Origin of the sequence: Mesorhizobium sp. B4-1-1, assembly GCF_006439375.1 — a bacterium.
Taxonomy (GTDB): Bacteria; Pseudomonadota; Alphaproteobacteria; order Rhizobiales; family Rhizobiaceae; genus Mesorhizobium.
The window spans coordinates 49,863-69,942 of record NZ_VFTH01000002.1 but is presented as its reverse complement, the minus strand read 5'-3'; the positions used below and the strand labels follow the sequence as shown (position 1 = coordinate 69,942).

Annotated in this window: 13 protein-coding genes; 3 read left to right on the top strand and 10 right to left on the bottom strand. The window is 64.7% G+C overall.

Annotated elements, in window-relative coordinates; all coding sequences use genetic code 11:
* Positions 1-114 precede the first annotated feature (114 nt).
* The 3 genes from tssM (FJW10_RS03170) to tagH form a co-directional block, all read right to left on the bottom strand.
* Positions 115-3,642 (bottom strand): type VI secretion system membrane subunit TssM, encoded by a 3,528-nt coding sequence (gene tssM, locus FJW10_RS03170; RefSeq protein WP_181177389.1) that lies wholly within the window; start codon positions 3,640-3,642, stop codon positions 115-117.
* Positions 3,642-5,171 carry a type VI secretion system protein TssL, long form gene (gene tssL, locus FJW10_RS03165; RefSeq protein WP_140898337.1) on the bottom strand — a complete coding sequence of 510 codons (1,530 nt, stop codon included), beginning with the start codon at positions 5,169-5,171 and terminating at the stop codon, positions 3,642-3,644. Before tssL (FJW10_RS03165) ends, tssM (FJW10_RS03170) begins: the two co-directional genes overlap by 1 nt.
* Before the next feature lie 290 nt (positions 5,172-5,461).
* A complete protein-coding gene (tagH, locus tag FJW10_RS03160) occupies positions 5,462-6,541 on the bottom strand; it encodes a type VI secretion system-associated FHA domain protein TagH (protein WP_140898334.1) in 1,080 nt (359 codons plus the stop codon).
* Positions 6,542-6,849: 308 nt separating this feature from the next.
* On the opposite strand from tagH, the gene tssI reads away from it, so the two are divergent.
* The 3 genes from tssI to FJW10_RS03145 are packed head-to-tail and all read left to right on the top strand — an operon-like array spanning position 6,850 to position 10,678.
* Positions 6,850-9,174 (top strand): type VI secretion system tip protein TssI/VgrG, encoded by a 2,325-nt coding sequence (tssI, locus tag FJW10_RS03155; protein ID WP_140898332.1) that lies wholly within the window; start codon positions 6,850-6,852, stop codon positions 9,172-9,174.
* Between the two features lie 8 nt (positions 9,175-9,182).
* Positions 9,183-9,608: a DUF6484 domain-containing protein gene (locus tag FJW10_RS03150; protein WP_140834147.1), complete on the top strand. Its 426-nt coding sequence runs from the start codon at positions 9,183-9,185 to the stop codon at positions 9,606-9,608.
* Positions 9,608-10,678, top strand: a complete 1,071-nt coding sequence (locus FJW10_RS03145; RefSeq protein WP_181177388.1) for a HEAT repeat domain-containing protein — start codon at positions 9,608-9,610, stop codon at positions 10,676-10,678. The genes FJW10_RS03150 and FJW10_RS03145 overlap by 1 nt, the downstream gene beginning before the upstream one ends.
* 2 nt (positions 10,679-10,680) lie before the next feature.
* Here the strand turns inward: FJW10_RS03145 and FJW10_RS03140 are convergent, their stop codons facing one another.
* The 7 genes from FJW10_RS03140 to tssL (FJW10_RS03110) are packed head-to-tail and all read right to left on the bottom strand — an operon-like array spanning position 10,681 to position 20,076.
* Positions 10,681-11,520: a hypothetical protein gene (locus FJW10_RS03140; RefSeq protein WP_140898328.1), complete on the bottom strand. Its 840-nt coding sequence runs from the start codon at positions 11,518-11,520 to the stop codon at positions 10,681-10,683.
* Positions 11,521-11,536: 16 nt separating this feature from the next.
* Positions 11,537-12,583: a PAAR-like domain-containing protein gene (locus FJW10_RS03135; RefSeq protein WP_181177387.1), complete on the bottom strand. Its 1,047-nt coding sequence runs from the start codon at positions 12,581-12,583 to the stop codon at positions 11,537-11,539.
* A 10-nt stretch (positions 12,584-12,593) separates the two neighbouring features.
* Positions 12,594-13,601: a 3-oxoacyl-ACP synthase gene (locus FJW10_RS03130; protein WP_140898324.1), complete on the bottom strand. Its 1,008-nt coding sequence runs from the start codon at positions 13,599-13,601 to the stop codon at positions 12,594-12,596.
* Positions 13,598-14,686: a DUF2169 domain-containing protein gene (locus FJW10_RS03125; protein ID WP_140898322.1), complete on the bottom strand. Its 1,089-nt coding sequence runs from the start codon at positions 14,684-14,686 to the stop codon at positions 13,598-13,600. Before FJW10_RS03125 ends, FJW10_RS03130 begins: the two co-directional genes overlap by 4 nt.
* Positions 14,686-15,228, bottom strand: coding sequence for a type VI secretion system-associated protein TagF (tagF, locus tag FJW10_RS03120; protein ID WP_181177386.1), 543 nt, complete (start codon positions 15,226-15,228; stop codon positions 14,686-14,688). The genes FJW10_RS03125 and tagF overlap by 1 nt, the downstream gene beginning before the upstream one ends.
* On the bottom strand, positions 15,210-18,752 hold the full coding sequence (gene tssM / locus FJW10_RS03115) for a type VI secretion system membrane subunit TssM (protein ID WP_140898320.1): 3,543 nt from the start codon (positions 18,750-18,752) through the stop codon (positions 15,210-15,212). The genes tagF and tssM (FJW10_RS03115) overlap by 19 nt, the downstream gene beginning before the upstream one ends.
* 1 nt (position 18,753) lies before the next feature.
* Positions 18,754-20,076, bottom strand: coding sequence for a type VI secretion system protein TssL, long form (gene tssL, locus FJW10_RS03110; RefSeq protein ID WP_140898318.1), 1,323 nt, complete (start codon positions 20,074-20,076; stop codon positions 18,754-18,756).
* Positions 20,077-20,080 lie beyond the last annotated feature (4 nt).

The window sequence follows — 20,080 nt, the reverse complement described above, 5'->3', positions numbered from 1 at the left end:
GCCACCAAGCGCTTCGCGAGCGTCCTCTGTGACCAGCCACGGGCCGCGTGCCCAGGCCACTCTGCCACAAGCGCATACATTAGAGTACCGAAATGAAGGCTCGCTCCAGCCATGTCAAAACGCCTTTGGACAGCTGAAGCCGGACAAGGCCGGCAGCAGCAGGGGATCGGCGCCCGAGCCGGTTTGGATCGTGTAGGCGACATCGCGTCCGCCGATCACGAAGCGGGCTTCCGTGTTGGCGCCGTCGCCGGTGATGGTCGCCTTGTCGAAAAGCCGCTTCAACGCCCACGGCCCTTCGAATTTGAGCGCGGACTCGCGACCGGGCATTTCCGGCACGAGGCTGAGGCTCGCCGATCCGGAAGTGGCGCCGCTCGGCCATGTCACGATGCTCGGCGCGTTGCCGGCCTGGGCGCTCTGAACCGTCTGCCCGTCGACATTGAGCACAGCGCTGTCGACTTCGCTGTTCAGCGACGTGGGCGTGATGGTGATCGAGACCGAAGGCACCGAGCCGCCGGAAGGGAAGAAGGCGCTACGGATTTCCGCGGCCGACTGGAACGCCTTCAAGGTCGACTTGGCCAGGTCGCGGCTGGAACGGGCGTCCTGTTTCCAGGTCCATTCCTGGCCGGTCATGTCGATCAGCGGCGCAAGATTCTGCGCGAAGAAACGGTCCATCAGCCCGCCCGGCGCGAACAGCTTGGTGAAATCCGCCATCGAGATCTCGTCTGTGCCGTCGCGGGTGAAGGGATAGCGGCCATTGACCGCCTCCTCGCAGGCGCGCGTCACCGTCTGGTCGAGGTTCTGGTTGAGGTTGGCGATGGAGGTCTCGGCGACATTGCCTTCGAACTCGTCCGCCGCCGCGTTGACCATGCGCGCCAGCGGTTTCGGCAGGCGCGAGACATTGGCGCGCAATGTCGAGATCTGCAGTTGCAGGTTGGCGTTGACGCGCTCGGTCTGTGTGGGGACATCGGCCGCGAGCTTCAGGCTCTGGAAGATGTCGTGGAAGTTCTGCGTCAGCGCATCGAGCGGCCGGCGTCCGGCGGCCCCGCCGACCAGCGCCTGGAACGAGCGGAACTGCGCCTCGACGCTCGCGCCGGCATTCTGCGCAACAGCCGAGCTAGCGCCCGCGCGGCTTTGCGACTTGCCGCCAGCGATCTGCAGGCCGATGCGGGCGAGGCCCTTGGCCATGCTGGCGGGGTCCTGCTGCGCCGCGCCGGTATCGCCCTCGGCGGCGCTGTCCTTCGTCAATGCGGTTTCATCGGCGATCGCGGTGAAGAGCTGGTCGAGAGGCGAGTCCGGCGCGGCGACGGCGGAGAGCGCCAGATATTGCGGCTTGTCCTTCAGCATCGCCTTGAGCTTCAGCTGGTCGAGCACGCCGTTCCAGGCGGCGGCGAATTCCTTGCCGTAGCGGTCGATGAGCTCGGGGCCGAGCTTGGGCAGGTCCTGGTCGATGCCGCCCTGTTCGCCGCCGCCGCCAAGCACCCATTGATCGTCCACGAGCATCTGCGCGATGCGCGACAGCTGCGGCAGGAAGAAGCGATTGAACCCGCCGCGCGTATAGAGGCCGGTGACCTGAAGATCGGCAAGCTCGCTGCCGTCCGTGCGCTCGAACAGCAACTGCGCTTCCGGACCGGCTCTCGCGGCGATGGAGAAGTCCTTGAGCCTTGCGGCGTAGACCGCCGACTTGATCTGCGCCCAGGCGCGGTCGGCGAGACTCATGCGCCCGAGCGAGCGCTGCGCGGCCTCCACCAGCGGCTGGTTGAGCTCGAAGACGGGATCATAGGCGTCGTCGAGCGCAAGCATGGCGCGCAGGTGCTTTTCGAGCTGCGCGCGGCCCTCGCGGTTGTTCTCGCCGGGGTAGCGGTTCTGTTCCCAATCCTGCTTCATCCACGAGACAACCAGTTCGTCGTCGACCTTCGGCGCCTTGCCGCCCAGCATCAGGTAGATCTTTAAAGGCTCATAGAGCGCGACGGGGTCGGCCATCCTGGCCTGGATCGTCCGCTCCGCCTGCACCAGCAGCCGCGAGCGGAAGGTTCGCTCCAGCGCTTGCCGGTAGGCAGTCTTGGAGGCCGACAACAGCCTCTCGCGCTGGCTGAGCCCGAACGTCTCCTCGATCGGCTTTGCCTGGTCGCCGTTTTCGAAGCCGGCCGGCAGGTTGCGCAACTGGTCGAGCGGACCGATGACGTTTTCGAGGTCGACGTCGGTCACCGTTGTGCTCTTCAGCAGCGTATCGGCGCTGTCGCGATAATGCGCCATGGCCTGCCTTGTGGAGGCGATCAGCTGCTTGTTGGCGAAGAAGCTGAGGCCCAGCACGCCGAGCGCCGCCAAAGCCGCCAGCGCGATCGCGGCGAGGCCGCCGAACCTCGCGAGCCTGGCGCGCCGCTCGGAGGCCCTGTCGAACGAGACCCAGCCCGATTCGGGGAAGATCACTTTGGCCAGCAGATCATGCAGGAAGAAGCTCTTGCCGGCGCCGGAGAGATGCGCTTGCGAAGCACTGCCGAAACTGCGGCCGATCGCGCCCAGCACCTGGTCGAAAGGCGTCCCTTCCTGGGTGCCCGAGGAGAAATAGAGCCCGCGCAGGCTGACATTGACCTGGCTGCGCGAGGTGTCGAACAGGCTGCCGACGAACTGCGTTATCCGGGCCTTCAGCGCGCCGAACTGCGCCGGGAAGCCGAACAGCGTGATCCGCGCTACCGGGTCGGCCTCTTCCTGCAGGCGGTCGGCGACCTCTTCGGCGAGCCGCTTCGCCAGTTCGTCGAAGGCTGCGGGCGCCTCGCCGGCCATGTTCCTGGTGCGGTCGGCCGTCTGGAATGTCGCGCCCCACACCTTGCGCCTGCGCGACTCGTCGAAATCGCCGAAATAATCCATGAAGCCGCAGATGAGATCGGCCTTGGTAAAGAGCAGATAGACCGGGAATTGGATCTTCAGCGTCTCGTGCAGTTCGCGCAGGCGGCTTCGGATCTCGGTGACATGCGCGTCGAGCTGCCGGTCGTCGAAGCCGATCAGGTCGGCAAGGCTGATGGCGAGGATCACGCCGTTGATCGGTTGCCTGGTGCGGTGTTTCTTGAGCAATCCCAGGAAGGCGAGCCAGCTTGCCTTGTCGCGCTCGCGGTCCGACTCCTGCGTCGTATAGCGGCCGGCCGTGTCGATCAGCACCGCCTCGTCGGTGAACCACCAGTCGCAGGACCGCGTGCCGCCCACGCCGGCCACCGGCTGCGCGCTGCCGGAACCGGCAAGCGGAAACTTCAGTCCGGAATTGACCAGCGCCGTCGTCTTGCCGGCGCCGGGCGGGCCGATGACGATGTACCAGGGAATGTCATAGAGGAAATTGCGCTTGCCGCTCGTCCGCTTCAGCGTCGCGATCGCTTCGCTCATGCGCGCTTCAAGCACCTGGGAATCGTCGTTGCGCTCGTCGCTGCGCACGATCGCCGTTTCGAGCGCCTTTTGCGCCTTGCGCCGCTGCCAGAAGCGGACCCCGTAGAACAGCGCGAGCGCCACGATGGTGACGCCGATGAGCCTGGCCCTGAGCCACGCAGGCGCAAGCGGGCGTGTGTCGGCGAAGCGGATCAGCGGCCCGGCATACCAGACCGCCGCCGAGAAACCGGCAAGCGCAAGCAGGCTGAAGATCCGCAGCGTCCAGCGCATCAGTTACCGTTCTCCGCGGAGCCGTTCTGCAAGGTCTCCTGTTTCGGGATCATCATGGCGACGCGGCGGTTCTTGGCGCGGCCGTCCGCCGTGCCATTGTCGGCGACCGGCTCGTCCTCGCCCTTGCCCTCGGCACTGAGCCGCGACGGGTCCTTCAATTGCGTGGCCACCATCGCCTGGACGGCCTTCGCCCGGGCGACGGAAAGATCGAAATTCGATTTGAACGCGCTCGATTTCTTTGGCTTCACATTGTCGGTGTGGCCGACGATCTTGATCGGCCCGGGTTCGGCGTCGAGCGCCGTGGCGATGTCGGCCGCGATCGGCTGGAATTGCGGCTTCAGCTCCGCCTGGCCGGGCGCAAACAGAAGCTGGTTGTTGATCTCGACGACGATGAACTCGCCCTTCTCGCCGACGCTCAGTCCGCCGCCGGCGATCTCCTTGGCAAGCGCCGCGCGGATGCGGTCGATCTGCGTCGTATCGGGAATTGCGGGCGGTGGGCTGGCTTGCGCCGGCTCAGTGGGCGCCGCCACGCTGGCGCGCTCTATGGTGACGGGCGTCGAGGGGTTGAGCGCCAGCAACTCGCCGGCGGTCGCATCGCCTTCATCGGTGATCAGCACCCGCAGTCCGAAGAAGGCCGCCGTCACCAGCGTCGCCGCGGCGGCCGCGAGCGCCCAGAGCGGCAGCCGCGCCCTTGGCTTCGGCAATGCCGCAGCCATGCCCTGCCAGCGGGGCGAGACGTCGTCGGCGGCGCGCGGCTTGAAGTAACGCAGCGTGTCGTAGACGTCGCGCCGGACACGCTCGAGCGTGTTTCGCTCGCCCGCAAGCCCGCGATACTGGCCCTCGAAGCCCAGCGAAAGGCATGCATGCATCAGTTCGAGCAGGTTGTAATGCGCTTCCGGCTTGGCGAGGACGTTGTTCAACGCTTCGTAGAAGCCGGCGCCCGTCGTCTGGGCCTGGAAGAACTGCGCCACAAGGCTGTGCTGAAGCCAGCTGTCCTTGCTCGGCCATGGCAGATTGCCGACAAGGTCGTCGGCGGTTCCACAAAGGGCGAATTTTGCGATTCGCGCGTCTTCCTCGGCTACGCCGGCTTTCGCGATTGCAAGCTCGAAGGTGTCGATCGCTTCGGCTATATGCTCCGCCAAGGGCGCCGCTTGCCGTTCGACCGGCACCAGCCGCAATTGGCCGAGAAGCATCAGCAGCGGCGCCGCGGCGGCAAGGATCGGATTAGCCGCGGCATATCTCACGCCGCCGGCGGCGTCGAGCAGGGCATCCTGCTGCACCCCCGGCGCCGCATTGGCCTCTGCTCCCGGGGTAGGTCCCTGAAAGAGCACCGTTCCGGACGACCAGCCGGTGGGCATCTGCCGGCCGCCGCCGGGATCGAACACCGTCGATTCGCGGGAAGGCGACGGAGCGGGCCGAACGCCTTCCGGACCGGAACTCCCGGCAGCCGCGAGCGGTCGTTGCTTCGGCCGCGGCGCGCGGATGACGGTTTTGTCCAGCGGCCTGGAGGGATCGTCCTTCGAGCTCATCGGCGACGACCCGCCGTCGAATTGCAGCGAGCAGGTCTTTGCCAGGCAAAGCGCGCTTCAGGCAGAGCGGGCCGCATGGAAAGGCTCATCTCGCCGAAACATGACATTGCTGCACACGCCCCAAGCCACGCCGCGTTGCCCGCCAGGCAGGCATCCCTGCCCATTCTAATCGCCCGGGCATTCAATTGAAACGGGGCCGCCGATTGAAATCGGAAAGCAAGATGATCGAAGAGGCGGCTTCTTCTATGAGAACCGTCACATACAGCCGGCGCGGTCCGTGCCGATCCAGGTTATTTCTGCTTGTCGGCCTTGGCGTAGGCTTCGGCGAAATAGGCGAGGAAGACATCCAGCATGCCGTTCTCGTGCTTGTCTTCCATCGTCCGCCATGTCGCGACAAGCGCATCCCAGGCCTGGCTTTTCCTGGACGAGAAGGACGCCGGCGGAATTTTCCTGGCGATCGCCTCTGGCGACAGGTCGTCAAGCAACCGCGACAGCGCGGCCTGCATGGCGGCGTAGGTCGCGATTTCGTGCGCCTTCAGGTCGCGGAACGCGTCTTCGACACTATGCCTGGCGTCGAGATAGCCGGCCCTGCGCTTGGCGAACATGATCTCCAATATGTCGTCGGTGCCCGGCACGAACTTCAACGGATTGTTGTCCTCGGCGCCGATCATCGTCCGGTTCGAGCTCTTGGCGAGCACCTTTGCCGCCGCGCGCGCCTTGAGCAGCAGGGACAGTTGCTCGACCGTGGTCCTCAGCACCGCGCCGATCTCGGTCGCGACGTCATGCGGATCACGCGCCTGCAGCAACTCCGGCGCGATGCCCGCCGCCTTGGCGATCTCCCGCAATATCGCGTCCGCCTCCGCGGGTCGGTTGGCCTGAACCGCCGGGCCGGGCTGCAGCGCCGAGGATGTCGAGACGGGCGCCGCCCCGGCCGGGCGCTGCTCCGCCGGATTGAAGAAAGGCTCATGGCCGAGATCCAGGGGGCGGCCGGTCGAGGATGGCAGCTCACGTTGCGTCGATCCGGTCCTTGTCTGAGGATGTCCGGTCGCGGCCCGTTCGTCTTCGATCGAAACACCGACGACATAACGGCCGATCAGCAGCCGGTCGCCCTGGGCCAGCCGGTGCGGCCCGCTCATGCGCTGGCTGGAACCGTTGACGAAAGTGCCGTTGCGCGACAGGTCGTAGAGCCAGAACGAACCCGCCTGGTAGCGGACCTCGCAATGCCGGCCCGAGATGAACTTATCCGGATCGGACAGCGTCCAGTCGCAATTCTCGCGGCCAATCTCGAAGCTGCGGTCGCGGGTGGCGTAGCTGGCGGCGGTGCCGGCCGGCAGCCTGTCGACATTGCTGATCTGGAGCGAGATGAACATCCGGAAGCGTCGCCGAACTTGGTCAACAAATGCTTATCTTTCGCGCAATTCCAGGCGGAAAGCCGCCAGGAGCCTTCCCGGAATTGCTCCGGCATTCTAGCAGCTTGCAAGCCGAGCGGGAGAGGAACGTTTCACACCGGCGCATGGCCAAGCTTTAGCCATCGCTGTTATTTGGCCTCCCCCAAACATGTGCTAGGCTTGCAGCCCTACGGTGCGGTGAATTCGAACGCTCCCGAACGTGATGCAGTTAATAGAGCGGGGGTTTCAAACCATCACACTGGCGGCCGCGTCGAGGAGGGGCACGACCCATGCCGAACGAACGTGCCACGGTTGTACAGACGCCGGCTGGCGCCGATCTGACCTTCACCCATCTCGTCGGCCGCGACGAGATCAGCCGTTGTTTCGCCTATACGGTCGGCTTCGTCTCGAAGAATCGTGACGTCGATCCGCTGAAGATGCTGGGCGGCGTCGTTTCGGTCGAGGGCGAATCCGATCCGAAGCGCTGGTTCAGCGGCCTCGTGTCGGATTTCAAGCTGACCCGCATCGAGGACCGGCTGGCCTTCTATGAGGCAACCGTCAGGCCTTGGCCCTGGTTCCTCGGCAACACCACCGACTGCCGTATCTTCCAGAACATGACGGCGGTGGAGATCGTCGAGAAGATATTCTCGAAATACGGCATCGCCAAATTCGAGAAGCGGCTGCAGGGGTCCTATCCCGCGCGCGAATATTGCGTTCAGTACGATGAAAGCGATCTCGATTTCGTGCAGCGGCTGCTCGAGCACGAAGGCATCTTCTATTTCTTCGAGCATGACGAGGGCAAGCACACGCTTATCCTCTGCGATGCGATGAGCAAGCTGAAGCCGGCGCCTGGTTACGAGAAGGTGCTCTACAATTTCGAGGGCCACGCCTCGCGGCGCGACGTCGAATACATCACGGAATGGATTCCTGGCAGCGCGGTGCGGCCGGGCGCCTACGCCCATACGGACTATGATTTCGAGAAGCCCGGCGCCGATCTGATGACGAAATCCGCTCAGCCCTTCGCTCACAAGGAGGCCTCGGGCGAAAACTATCGTCAGCCCGGCGCACATCTCGATGTCGGGCGGGGCGACAAGATCGCCGGAATCCGCCGCGAGGAACTTCAGGCAGTGCATCAGCACAGCACGGCGGTGGGTACCGTGCGCGGCCTTTTTTCCGGCTGCAAGTTCACGCTGGAGAGTTTTCCACGCGACGACCAGAACCAGGACTATCTGGTGGTCAGCGCCGAATACCGGCTGTTCGACCCGGGCTACCGGACCCAGAACGAGGCCCACAACGAGAATTTCAAGGTGGTGCTCGGCGTGGCGCCGACCAAATTGCCCTATCGCCCACCGCGCATCACGCCGCGGCCGATCATGCGCGGTCCACAGACGGCGACCGTCGTCGGCCCTTCGGGCGAGGAAATCTTCACCGACAAATATGCGCGCGTGAAAGTGCAGTTCCACTGGGACCGGCTCGGCAAGAAGGACCAGAACTCCTCATGCTTCGTGCGCGTCTCGCAAACCTGGGCCGGCAGCAACTGGGGCTTCATTCAGATCCCGCGCATCGGTCAGGAGGTCATCGTCGATTTCATCGAAGGCGATCCGGACCTGCCGATCATCACCGGCCGCGTCTACAACGCCTCGCAGATGCCGCCCTACGGGCTGCCGGGCAACGCCACGCAGTCGGGCTGGAAGTCGAATTCCTCGAAAGGCGGCGGCGGTTACAACGAGCTGATGTTCGAGGACAAGGCGGGCTCCGAGCTGGTCAACTTCCAGGCCCAGAAGGACCACCACCTGCTGATCAAGCACGACCGCAACAAGACGGTCCAGCATGACCAGTCCGATCGCATCGACCACGACGCCAAGCATTCCGTCGGCCACAACCTCGACGAGGACGTCGGCAACAACAAGACCGTCAAGATCGGCGTCGACCAGACCACCAACATCGGGTCAAACGACACCGAAACGGTGGGCGCGAACCGTTCGTTGACGGTTATGGCCAACGAGACGATCCATGTCGTCGCCAACTCGACGGAGAACATCGACGCCAACCATTCGCAGACGGTGGGCCTCAATCAGACGGTCACGGTGGGTATCGCGCGCGTCGACACCGTGGGCGCCGCCGAAGCGAGGACCGTGGGTGCCTCACAGACGAATACGATTGGGGCGACGCGGTCGGTAAGTGTGGGGATCAGCCAGAGCCATACCATTGGCGCCGGCGACTCGTGGACCATCGGCGCGGGGCAAGATATCAGCATCGGAGCCGGACAGACCATTGCGATCGCCGCGTCACAGGCGACCGATGTCGGCGCCTCTCGCTCCACCAACATCGCATCCAATGATGCCACCGACATTGGTGGCGGGCATATGCTCAAAATAGCCAAGGGCAGCAAGATCGACGTCGGCGAGAGCGGCGTTATCGAGGTCGGCAAGAATTTCACGCTCGACGCCAAGGAGAGCATCACCCTGAAAACGGGCAGCGCACAGATCGTGATGAAGAAGGATGGGACGATCATCATCGAGGGCAAGGATATCACCGTCAAGGGCTCGGGCAAGATCAACATCAAGGCCTCGAGCGACGTGATCATCAAAGGCTCGACGATCAACGAGAATTGAGGGTGGCGATGAGCAAGGTCAGGGCCAAAATCGACGGCGTGGTGATCGGTGCGTTCCTGGGGTTCGGAGAGGAGTCCCCGCTGGTTGTTTTTCCCGGCAATCCGGAGAAGACGGCGTTGTCCGCTCGCAGCCTGTGCGAATTGTCTTCCGATATGATCGGCTGTGAGGTGGCCTTGCTGTTCCAGGAGGGTGACCCTCGCAGGCCTTTGATCGTCGGCCGGATCATCGAACCCAACCGCGCCAAGACGGCTCCGCAAGTTATCCGTGACGGGCAGCATGTGCGGATCACCGCCGAGGAACGCCTGGAACTGAGATGCGGCAAGGCGACTATCCTGATGGAGGCGGACGGCCGCATCACCATTCGTGGCGCTCACATCACCAGTCACGCCAGCGGCGCGCAGCGCATTCGCGGCGGCTCGATCAATCTCAACTGATGGTGTCGGCAGGCGAACAGCTCTTCGTCTCGGCGCGACGCGTCGCGGTGGAGGCTGTGCGCCAGCACGTCGAGCAGGCCGCGTTTCTATGGGCACAGCGGGACAGCTGGGGCCAGAAGGATCCGCCGGACGAGACGGTGATCGGCGAGATCGGTGAACGCATCGAGATCAATCTGGATGGTCTGCGGATCGCCGGCGCGGCCGCATGGCCGGCAGCCGAACGACAGCTCAAGGACTTTCCGGACAAAGGCGAGTTCTTCGTCATTGGCTGGATGGCGATCGAGCAGGGCGACCCTTCCCGCATGGAGGAGGGCGTGGCGGCGGCAAAAGACGTGGACGAGCGCCGCGGTCTGATCGGCGCCATGGGCTGGCACAAGCCGGCGAAAATAGCGCACCTCGTTCGCGATTGGCTGGTCGCGCCGGACGCGTTCAAGCGCTATCTCGCGGTGGGCGCCTGCCTTGAGCACGGCGTCGACCCCAGTAAATTGCTCGATCGCTTAGTCAACGATCCCGATGCGACGACGCGTGCATTCGCCTTACGTCTGGCCGGCCGGCTGAAGCGAGCCGATCTCGCGCGGGAGATGGCGTCGGCACTGGAGTCCGGGCACGGAATCGTGCGGCTTTGGGCTGGATGGGCGCTGACGGAACTGGGCTCCGGCGATCTGGCGCGAGCCGAGTTGCGCAAGGCGGCTGTCGCCGGCGGACCCGACGCGCTGACTGCCTTGCGCGGCGCCATCAAGGCTGGTCCTGACAAGGACGTGCGTAGCTGGATGGGCGGGTTGATGAAATCGGCCGCCACCGCACCGCTTGCCGTGCGGGGTATAGGTATGCTGGGTGATCGTGCGATCCTGCCGTGGCTGATCGAGCGAATGAAAGAACCCAATGTCGCCGTCGCGGCTTGCGCGGCATTTCTGGAGCTGTTTCCGGAAGCGCGCGCCGAGACGAAGATGTTCACCGTCGATCCGACGGATTTGGGACCGGCGTTTGCAGAGTTTTTCGACGATGAGTTGGTGGGCGTCGCTGTTCCGGATCGGGTGGAATCCTGGCGGGCCCAAAACCGCGTGGCATAATCCTAGGGTAGAAGCGGATGGCCAAAGAAGTAGCGCTGACCGGGCTGATACTTTCCTCGTGGATTACCGTCGAAAAATTCCTCAAGAGTGGCTATGACGGCTAGACGGTCTGGGCGCCCTAATTCATCAAAGAACGAAGAACAATTCACGCCCGTATTCGCTTCAAATAGAAGCCTGACACGATAAAACCGCTCGCTCTGCAAATTTCCATCTTCCGCCTGCGCCAACATCCGCGTTGCGAGTCTTACGACATCGAACGTCTCGCTTTCGAATATTTTGGTCCCTTGAACCGAACGAGAGAGCGCGTCTCGCAGAGGCACAGCAAGATTCACGATACGCTGATGCTCGATTTCGGCGCCGCCGCCGCCGAAGATCTCCTTGTTTGCGGCTTCCAGCAAATAGGAAAGCTCACGCAGCGTCTGATCCCCATCCTCCTCGGGGTCTGTGCAGCGTCCGTATATCTTTAGCAGCGGGTCGACCGCACGCAGGTCGCAGGACAGCCCGAGCAATAGCGATATATTGTACCGGACCCACCGTGTATCGATGCGTTCCTGAAAGACACTCAGCGCTTTCTGCACATCTTCCCATCTGCCAGCAGACGCGATGATGTTGACGCCCGCCGACCAGATCAAGCTTTCAGTACTGCGCATGAGAATTGGAGCGACGTGGTGCGTCTTGGAGAAATCACCCTGTCGGCAGAGCAGATTTATGGCATAAATCCGCTGCCAGTCGGAACCCTGCACGATCGGCTCGACGTCAGTCAGCTCGTTGTTTTCCTCAATGAAGAATCCGAGAGCGAGCGGCCGGAACGGTTGATCGGAAGCGAAATTTTCTTGTGTCAAACGCCAATCCTCGATGTCAGATCAGGCTGCCGGTTCCGGTCTCAAGATCCCCCTGCAGATCCTCGATCACGTCGCATTCGGGGCCACCCATCATATTGGCAGGGACGACATTATTCGGGTCGTTGCATCCGCCAGCCTGTTTCGGTGTTATATGATTCCGCGACGTGCCGCTCACCGCTGGTTTTCCGGTTCTCGCTGACCAAACTGCATCGATGCGCATCTTCTTTGTATGTCCAAAATCCTTTGCGCATAGCCCCGATGTCGTCAGAACATCGCCAGGATTGTCCGGATCTGGATGTCGTTTACCTGGCGGTATCTCGAAATGGATGGCGCAACCACTCGTCTCACTGGGATGGACGTTGTTGCAGCCAGCCCCTCCGGCGCGACTGTTCGCTCGTGCCGCGCTTTTCGCCATCACGAAATCCTTGAATTTCTTCTCCATTTCGGTCTTGTTTGCGCCTGCCGGCAGCCGATCGACGCGTGATTGCCAGAATTCCGTCGATGTGACTGCCTTGTAAGGCTTCTTGGGCGTTTCAGTGCTGTCCGGATCGCGCTGCCACTCATGCAACGCATCGCCGCAGCAAGGGCAAACACCGACGTCAATGGCATATTGCGAATCGGCGAGGTTCTGCATTTCCAACGACACAAGCGGTGCGGTCGTGGTCGCCGCCGAAGCATGATTGCTGGTCGTGATATCGAAATGCCGGCAGACATTCTTGTCTTCGAACTTGACGTCCATGCACCAGGCTTGGAAGTACGTTTTGCCGGTGATCTGATGCGTGACGACGTTGGCGCCAAAGGTACGAGTAGCAGCCTCGTCGCCGAGCACGGATTCCTGGTAGTAGGATTTTTGCGCCAGGGCGGCGCCTTCGCCGCCGATCTTCACGGTGCTGGAGCCGGACTTCAAATTGTTGGAAAACGAGGTATCCGGGTAAGGGATCGGAATCGGGCCAGCCGGCGGCGAAGGTGGCGACATGCACACGTCGGGAAACCGGGCAATAGACTTGTTCATGCCGTTCTCGGCGGCGATCTCCCACATTCCGGCGAAGACGTTCTTGGTCATCTCGCCCTCCTCAAGCTGAGACGATCGCGGCGGCGCGCCCGCCGAAGGCCATTGAGCTGCCATGCAGCGCTGCCAACGCGCCAGGCGCGTAGTTACGGCTGAAAGCCTGCTCCGCCCATGCAAGCTGGATCAGTCCCGCGGCCGCCCCGGTGTCGCCGATGCAGTCGGCGGCGTGCCACACCGGTTGTTCCGGCCGCGACTGGCGCATGTTGCGCATCTGCGCGATGACGAGTTCCTCGAAGGCATAGGATTCACCCGCCACGTCACTGAGGCGGAAGGCCACTTCGTGCATTTCGGTGCGCGCCGAGGCGAGCGCTGTCTTCAAGGCTCCCGCCAGTCCGTTGGCACGGAAAGGCTCCTCGCTGATCGCCGTTGCCGTCTCCTCGCCAAGCCCCAGACCGCGAATCGCGACATGGCGCGGCGTCAGCGGACGGTGGCTGACGACCGCCAGGCATGCGGCCTCGCCGGGGATCAGCCCGTCCGTCGTCACGCTCGTCTTCAGCCGCATATGGCGGTCGAGCCAAGCCAGCGTGCGGGCGTCGATGAGGCTGTCGATCGCGAGGACAAGGCATGCCGGAGCGCCTTCGTCGAGCATCTTGCGCGCCTGCATCAGCGCCGCGAAGGCGGCAGGCTGGCCGGCAGCGATATGCGCCGTGCGCCGCTCGTTCACCGCCGAGCCATCGGGAAAACGCAGGTCCGCGAACATGCCGTTCAGCCGCGCGCCGGGCGTTTCCTTCTCGCGGGTGCAAAGGATCAGCGGCATCTGCGCCCAGGGCAGCGCCGCTCTGATGTCGGGTTCGATGTGTTCCAGCACCAGACGCGCAAGCATGCGCAGCCGCTCAAGCCCGCGCCTGGATGGCGCGATGGCGTCGACGCGCGCACCGCGGATCGGTATCGCCATGCGGTCGCGATAGTCGAGTTCTTCGAACGCCGCGATGCCGGCCCGCAGCGCCGCGCAGGTCGCGGCGGCGCTGTAGCCGACCGGCGAAACGAGGCTGACGCAGCTGACGACAGTCATCGGCGTCGGCCTCGCAGCTTAGAGAGCGCAGCGATCGCCTCGCCAAGGCCGGCATAGTGCGGCTTGGCCGCAAGCTCTTTGCGCGGCGGCCCCACCTGGACCTGCTGCAGCCGCACGAATTTGCGCGGCAGCTTCACTGCCGCGCGCCCGACCAGCACGATCTTGCCTTCATGCGGGATCAGATTGAGCGTATCGGGGTTCACGACCTTGTGCTCTGTGTGATCGTCATACATGAATCTAACGGGCACCCCGAGCATCGGCACACTGACCTTGAACCGGCCCGAGTCGTTCATGTTCACGCAGCCGAACATCATTCCCGGGCTAAGCTTGTCGAGCCACTGGTCCTCCGGCGCCGCCTGAAAGTAGCGGTCGTCGAAATCCTGCGGCAGGAAGGGCAGCACGTTCTCCATCCAGTGTTTATCGTAGGTGCCGGCGTAGCGCGCGCGTTCCTTGGCAAAGCGTGGTACCGGGCCGAAGCCGATCGGGCGCGGCCGGTCGTTCCAGATGCGCATTCGCGATTGCGGGTGCTCGATACACGGTAGCGGGGTCCCATCAATGTCACTCTGGCCGACAAGGTAGCCGCTGCCGATCGGGTTGACGGCGTCGCCGCGGTGCTTCGCCAGATCAGGATCAGTTCGGTCGGTGCCGCCGAAGGCGAGGTGCCATGCCAAGGGCATCGAAACAAACGGCGTCGGCCGCGAGGCCTGGATGCCCAGCCCTCCTCTGAACCAGCGCCGTTGGCCTGTAACCACGGCGCGCTTGTCCAATCCCGGACCAACCAGGCGCACTTCGACCGATTCGGCCTGCCGCCCACGCGGTGCCATCGCCACTGCATCGAGCAGGACCTCGCATTTGGGCTTGACGGGAGCGAAGTCGGTTTCGACACGGATGGAGGTGAGCTCCGGATTGCCGTAGTGGGTATCGGCGTAGACGAAAGGTGACTGCTGCCGGCTCGGCGTGCAGTTGCCATGTTCGTCGACGTCGTATGTCGCGCGCACGACCGCGATGCAGAACTTCGCGCAGTGCTTGTCCTGATAGGGAAAAGTCTCCGCAAGAAACGGCGTGGTGTTCTGGCTGACGAACATCAGCTGGTCTCCCAACTCGCGGCGAAGATCTGCTCCAGCGTCGATTGCGGCGCCTGCGGATCGACGTCGAAAATATCCGAGTGCGCCGTCCACGCCACGAGGCCCTCGATGACATCGCCTTCGCCGCCGACAATTGGAACCGCCAGGGCGGCCAGCGCCGCGTCGAGCTCGTCGGGCGCCAGCTCGCCCTGCTGCGCGGCCAGGGCGGGGGTCTCGATGCTTTCGAACCATGCGTCCGCATAGGCCAGCTTAAGGGGCGCCTCCGGGAGCCTTGCGACGACGCTCAATGGAAATTGCCGGCCGACCCGGTCTGCGCTTTGCAGCACGATGCCCGCCGAGCCGCCGAAGGCACCAGGGCCACTGAGGAAGCGCAAGGCCGTGCTGGTCGGCCAGGCCTCGAGCCCGAACAGCGGCACGATGTGCTGCGCCAGCCAGCGGTCCCACACGCGCACGAAATCGCCCGGCAGCCGCCGCGTCACGAAATCGCCGGCGGCGGGCATCTTGCCGTAGAAGCCGGGCAGGATCAGATCTGTGGCGGACATGTGAACTTTTTGAACATTTCGAGCGTGTAGGGGTTTTCGACGCTGGCCGCCTTGAGCTCGAAATCGGCCCACATTCCCTTGGTGCCGAGCCGCAGGCTGTAGACGTCGGTGAGCTTGGTCGCGTTGAAGCGGCCGCCGCGCAGCATTCTCAGCCACGCCCAGCTGCCGGTCTCGTTGAGCATTATCTCAGGCGAGCCGTCGACCGGCTGGAAGGCGAGCGAGATCACGCCGGTGCCGTCCTTGCCGGGCCATGTCATCGGCTGCGGCCTCGTCGCGTTGTTGTAGTAGACAAGGTTCTGGCCATCGAGGTTGAGCGTTACTCGCGCCACGTTGGGCGACAGGTCCTTCGGCTCCAGCGTAAAATTCATCACAGGGCCGGTGCCGCCGGGGAAGAGATCGTCGCGGATGTGGCGCGCCTGTTCGAAGGCCGCCAGCGCCGCCGGGTCCAGGCCGAAATCGGCGCGCCATTTCCATGGCTCGCTGGCGGTGTCGACGTAGTTGATCAGGTGGTCGTTGGTGAAGGCGTCGATCAGCCCGGTCGGCCCGAACAGGCGCTGGAAGTCGCGCACATTGACGTCGACCGCGCTCTCCGGACTGAACGGATAGCGGTTGTTGAGCGCGGCCTGGCAGAAGGGCAGGATGTCCGCCCGCCAGATGGCGTTGAGCTCGTTGGTGACGGCCTTCTGCGACAGGCCGCTGGTGTCGCCGGCAATCCCCCCCAGCCAGTCGTTGATCGGCGAGGGAAGGACCTGCGCTTGTCTCGCAACCGCGCCTGTCAGTTCGGCGAGGCCGCCCTGCTTCTTGATGGCGTCCTGCGGGTCGGGATTGGCGGTCACGGTCTGCAGCACGTTGGACAGCGCCGTCAGCGCCACGACGGCGGCGTCGAGCGCCGGCGGTTGGCCGTCGACCTGGGTGATCGTGCCCTTGAGCGGCTTGAAATGCTCGGCCACCAGGCTGCCGGTCATGTCGACTTGGTCGGCCGAGCCCGCGCGGGGCAGCAATTTCGCGCCGGTCTTCACCACCTTGCCCAGTTTTCCGAGCTTGCTCAAGAGCTTCGAGCCGGTCTTGGCGGCGCCGCCGCTCTTGTCGTCGGCCCCCGCATCGTCCGAACGGGTCAGGTCGGTCTCCTGCACCACCGCGGTCAGCAGGCGCTTCAGCGCGGAGTCGGCGCTGGAAAGATCCTTAAGGTTTTCGCTCGCGACGTTCAGATCCGTCAGCGGCGCCAGCCGCATGTCGCGCAGGAACGAGTCCCACTGCGCGATATAGTCGTCGTAATAGAGCTTCAGGATGTCTTCCGACAGCGCCGAGACCGACGTCTCCGAATTCTCCGAGCAGCCGCCGGCAAACACGGCGCGGTCGAGCGCCGCCTGTCCGGCGACATCCTCGACCCGGTCGAGGATCGCGTCGTGGAAGCCGGCATAGGTGTAGGGGCCCGGCACACCCACACGCAGCGTTTTGTCGGAGCGGCGCGCGAACACCTTGGCGCCGTTCGGCCCGGCGAAATTGGCCGGCACCCATTCCTTGACGGCTGCCACCTCAGGATCGGCCAGGAGCTGCTTGTAGGCGCGCTCCGGCAGCGAGATCGTGCACACCGTCTTCAGCGCCTCGGCGACCAGTTCCTTGTCCGGCGCGATGTAGCTGTCGTCGACCGCCATGCGGCGGATGGCGGCAAGCTGGTGTTCTTCGGCGTCCGCGGTCGGGAAAGGTGCGGCCGGCGCGAATTGCGGCAGGCTGTTCACCCACCAGTTCTGGACGAAGTCGGTGTCCATCTGCGACAGCCCGGTCATCATCCGGTAGGCCTTCAGCGCGCCGAGCATGAAGTCCGGGTCGCGGATCTGCCGCCACATCGTGGCCTCCAGCAGCGCGACCATATGCGGCTCCAGCACGTTGCGCAGCGCATGGTCGTAGGTATCGGTCTGCGCGCGCACCAACTCGGCCGAAGCCGTCGGGCCGAGCAGGTTGTGGATTGCGTCCGGCGGTGCGGTGCGGGCCGTCGCCACCGCGTCCATCGCCGCCAGCGCGCCGTCCATGGTCGGCTGCTCGACCGCGGCCGGCATGGCGGCGACGTCGGTCAGGGGTTGCTGCAAAGCCTCGAACTGGCCGGCCTGCTCGGTGATCGCATTGCGGTTGTCGAGATAGGACCAGGTGAACAGTCCGCCGGCGAGCAAGGCGGCGAGCGCGCACGCGGCGGCGGCTCCGCGCCAGATCCAGGCGCGGCGGCGCTGCGCCAGCGGATCGAACGTGCCGAGGCCGGCCTCCTTGAAAATCACTTCGGTGAGCAGACTCCTGAGGAAGAAGCTCCGTTTCTCGACGCGCGCCGCCGGCATGGCGCGGCGCGGCGGCAGTCCGAAGGATGAGGAAAGGGCGGCGGTCAGCCGGTCGATCGGCGCGCCTTCCTGCGTCGCCGAGGTCAGATAGAGGCCGCGCAGCCAGGCGGCCTCCTCGTAGCGGCTTTCGCCGAACATCGCCTCGACCAGTACCTGGATCGGCTCGGAGAGGCTCGCGAGCTGCGCCGGGAAACGGAAGATCTCGGCGCGCTGGCCGAGCTTGTCCTCGTCCTCGAGCCGCGGCACCAGCCGCCGCTCCAGCTCGGAGGCCAGCCTGGCGAGTTCCGTCTGGATCGTGCCGGCGTTGACACGCGCGTCGAGCGGAAAAGTGGTTCCCCACACCTGCTCGCGCGCCGTCGTCGACAAGCCGCCGAAAAAGGCTTCGAAGCCCTTGATCAGGTCGGCCTTGGTCAGCATCAGGTAGACGGGCAGGCGGATCTCCAGCCGGTCGTTGAGTTCCGCCAGCCGGCGGCGGATTTTTCTGCCATGCGCCTTGATCGCCTCGTCGCCCTCCGACAGCGCGTCGATCGACAGCGCGACGATGACGCCGTTGAGCGCACGCCGGCCCCGATGCTTCTTCAGGAGATCGAGGAAGCCCAGCCATTCCGTCGCGTCCACGTCCGGCTGGCTTTCCTGCTGGACGTAGCGGCCCGCCGTGTCGATCAGCACCGCGTTCTCCGAGAAGAACCAGTCGCAATTGCGCGTCCCGCCGACGCCCTGCAGATCGTCGGTGAGGTCGATCGGGAAATTGAGGCCGGACTGGCGCAAGGCAGTGGTCTTGCCGGTGGCCGGCGGTCCGACGATCACATACCACGGCATCTCGCGCAGGAATTTGCGGCCGCCGAGCTTGCGCCGCTTGAGCTCGGCCATCACCTCGCCGAACTTGGCGCCGACGGCCGCGACGCTCTCCTCGCCGGGTGTGAGCTGCTTTTCGGCCACCGGCGCCGCGATCTCGGCGACGAACATGCGGTTGGCGCGGATTGCGCGGCGTTGCGCGACGATCAGCCAGATCAGCCACAGGATGATCAGCCCGGCGATGATGGCAATGCGCACATTGTCGGATTCGAACGGCGCGTAAGGGCCGACCTGCACGATCGGGCCGAACACCCAGATCAACAGCGAAAGCAGCGCGATGCCGATCAGCGTCCATAGGAATCGCGAGGTGATGACGGCCCAGAGGAAGCGCAGGATGAACATCTCAGAGCCTCTTCTCGACCAGGACCTCGACGCGCCGGTTGAGCGCACGGCCTTCGCGTGTCGAGTTGTCGGCCACCGGATCGGTTTCGGCGCGACCCTCGGAAGAGATGCTTTCTTGCGGCACGCCGGCCTGCACCAGAAGCTTGGCTATGGTTTCGGCGCGCGCTTCCGACAGCCGCTGGTTGCTGGCAAACGGGTTGGACTTTTGCAGGCGCACATTGTCGGTATGGCCGACGACGGTGATTTTCCCGATCAGCTCCTTGTTGTCCAGGATCACCTTGGCGATCGCTGCGATCAGCGGCTCGTACCCTTCCGTCAGCGTCGGCCGCGAAGACTGGAACAGCTCCGGATTGGAGGACTGGACGATCAGCTTGGCCAGCGAGACGCTCTCCGTGCCGCTCAGCGCCCCCTTGAGGTTGTCCGGCGCTTCGGCCTTGAATTCGGGCAGCAGCGCGAAATCGACGGGCTGGGGCGGTTCGGGCGCATCTTGCTGTGGCGCGGCGCGGGTGACGTCGCCGCGCGAGGCCGGCGGCAGCGTGCGCACCAGCGCCGAGAGTTCGACCGCCTGGCTGCTCAGGCCCATCGACAGGCCGATATAGGCAGCCGCGGCGACGACGATCGCCCCAAGCGCCATCACCCAGATCGGAACGATGAAGCGCTGCGGCTCGTCGGAGGCGATCACGCCTTTCCAGTTCGGCGACAGCGGCGCGTCCTCCGCGTCCGCGTTGCGCAGGAAGCGCGCCGCCGCCACGCGCACGGCGTTGAGCGAACGGTCGCCGGCGCGCCCGGGCACGCGATACTTGCCGCGGAAGCCGAGCGCGAGACAGTAATATTGCAGCTCCAGCATTTCCCGGTCGCGGTTGGGATGCCGCTCCAGCTCGTCGAGCCGCGTGAAGAACTGGGTGCCGGCGTCGACGTCGCCGCGCAGCATGACCACAAGCGGCTGGCGCGGCCAGGCGCTGGCGCCGCCCCATGGCGTGTTGAGCGCGAGATCGTCGAGCAGCGCCGCTACCGCCCATGCGGCCTGATCGGCGCGCTCCAGCGATGAACCGGCCGCAACCGCTGCATCGCGGGCCCGCACCAACTCGTCGAGCAGGCGCGTGCGCATGACTTCCGGGTTCTCCGGCGCCAGCGCGCTTTCGAGCTCGGGCGCGAATTCGAGCAGCGGCGCGAAGATGTTGATGAGCGTATTGGGATGGGAGCGCGCCCGTTTGACCGGCGCGCCCGGCGTCAGCGGCGCCATCGGCCGGGGCGCCGCGCCGGTCAGCCGGATGCGGGTGCGCTCGCGATCCTCCGACAGTCCGAAAGGATCATCCCGGCTCATGGCC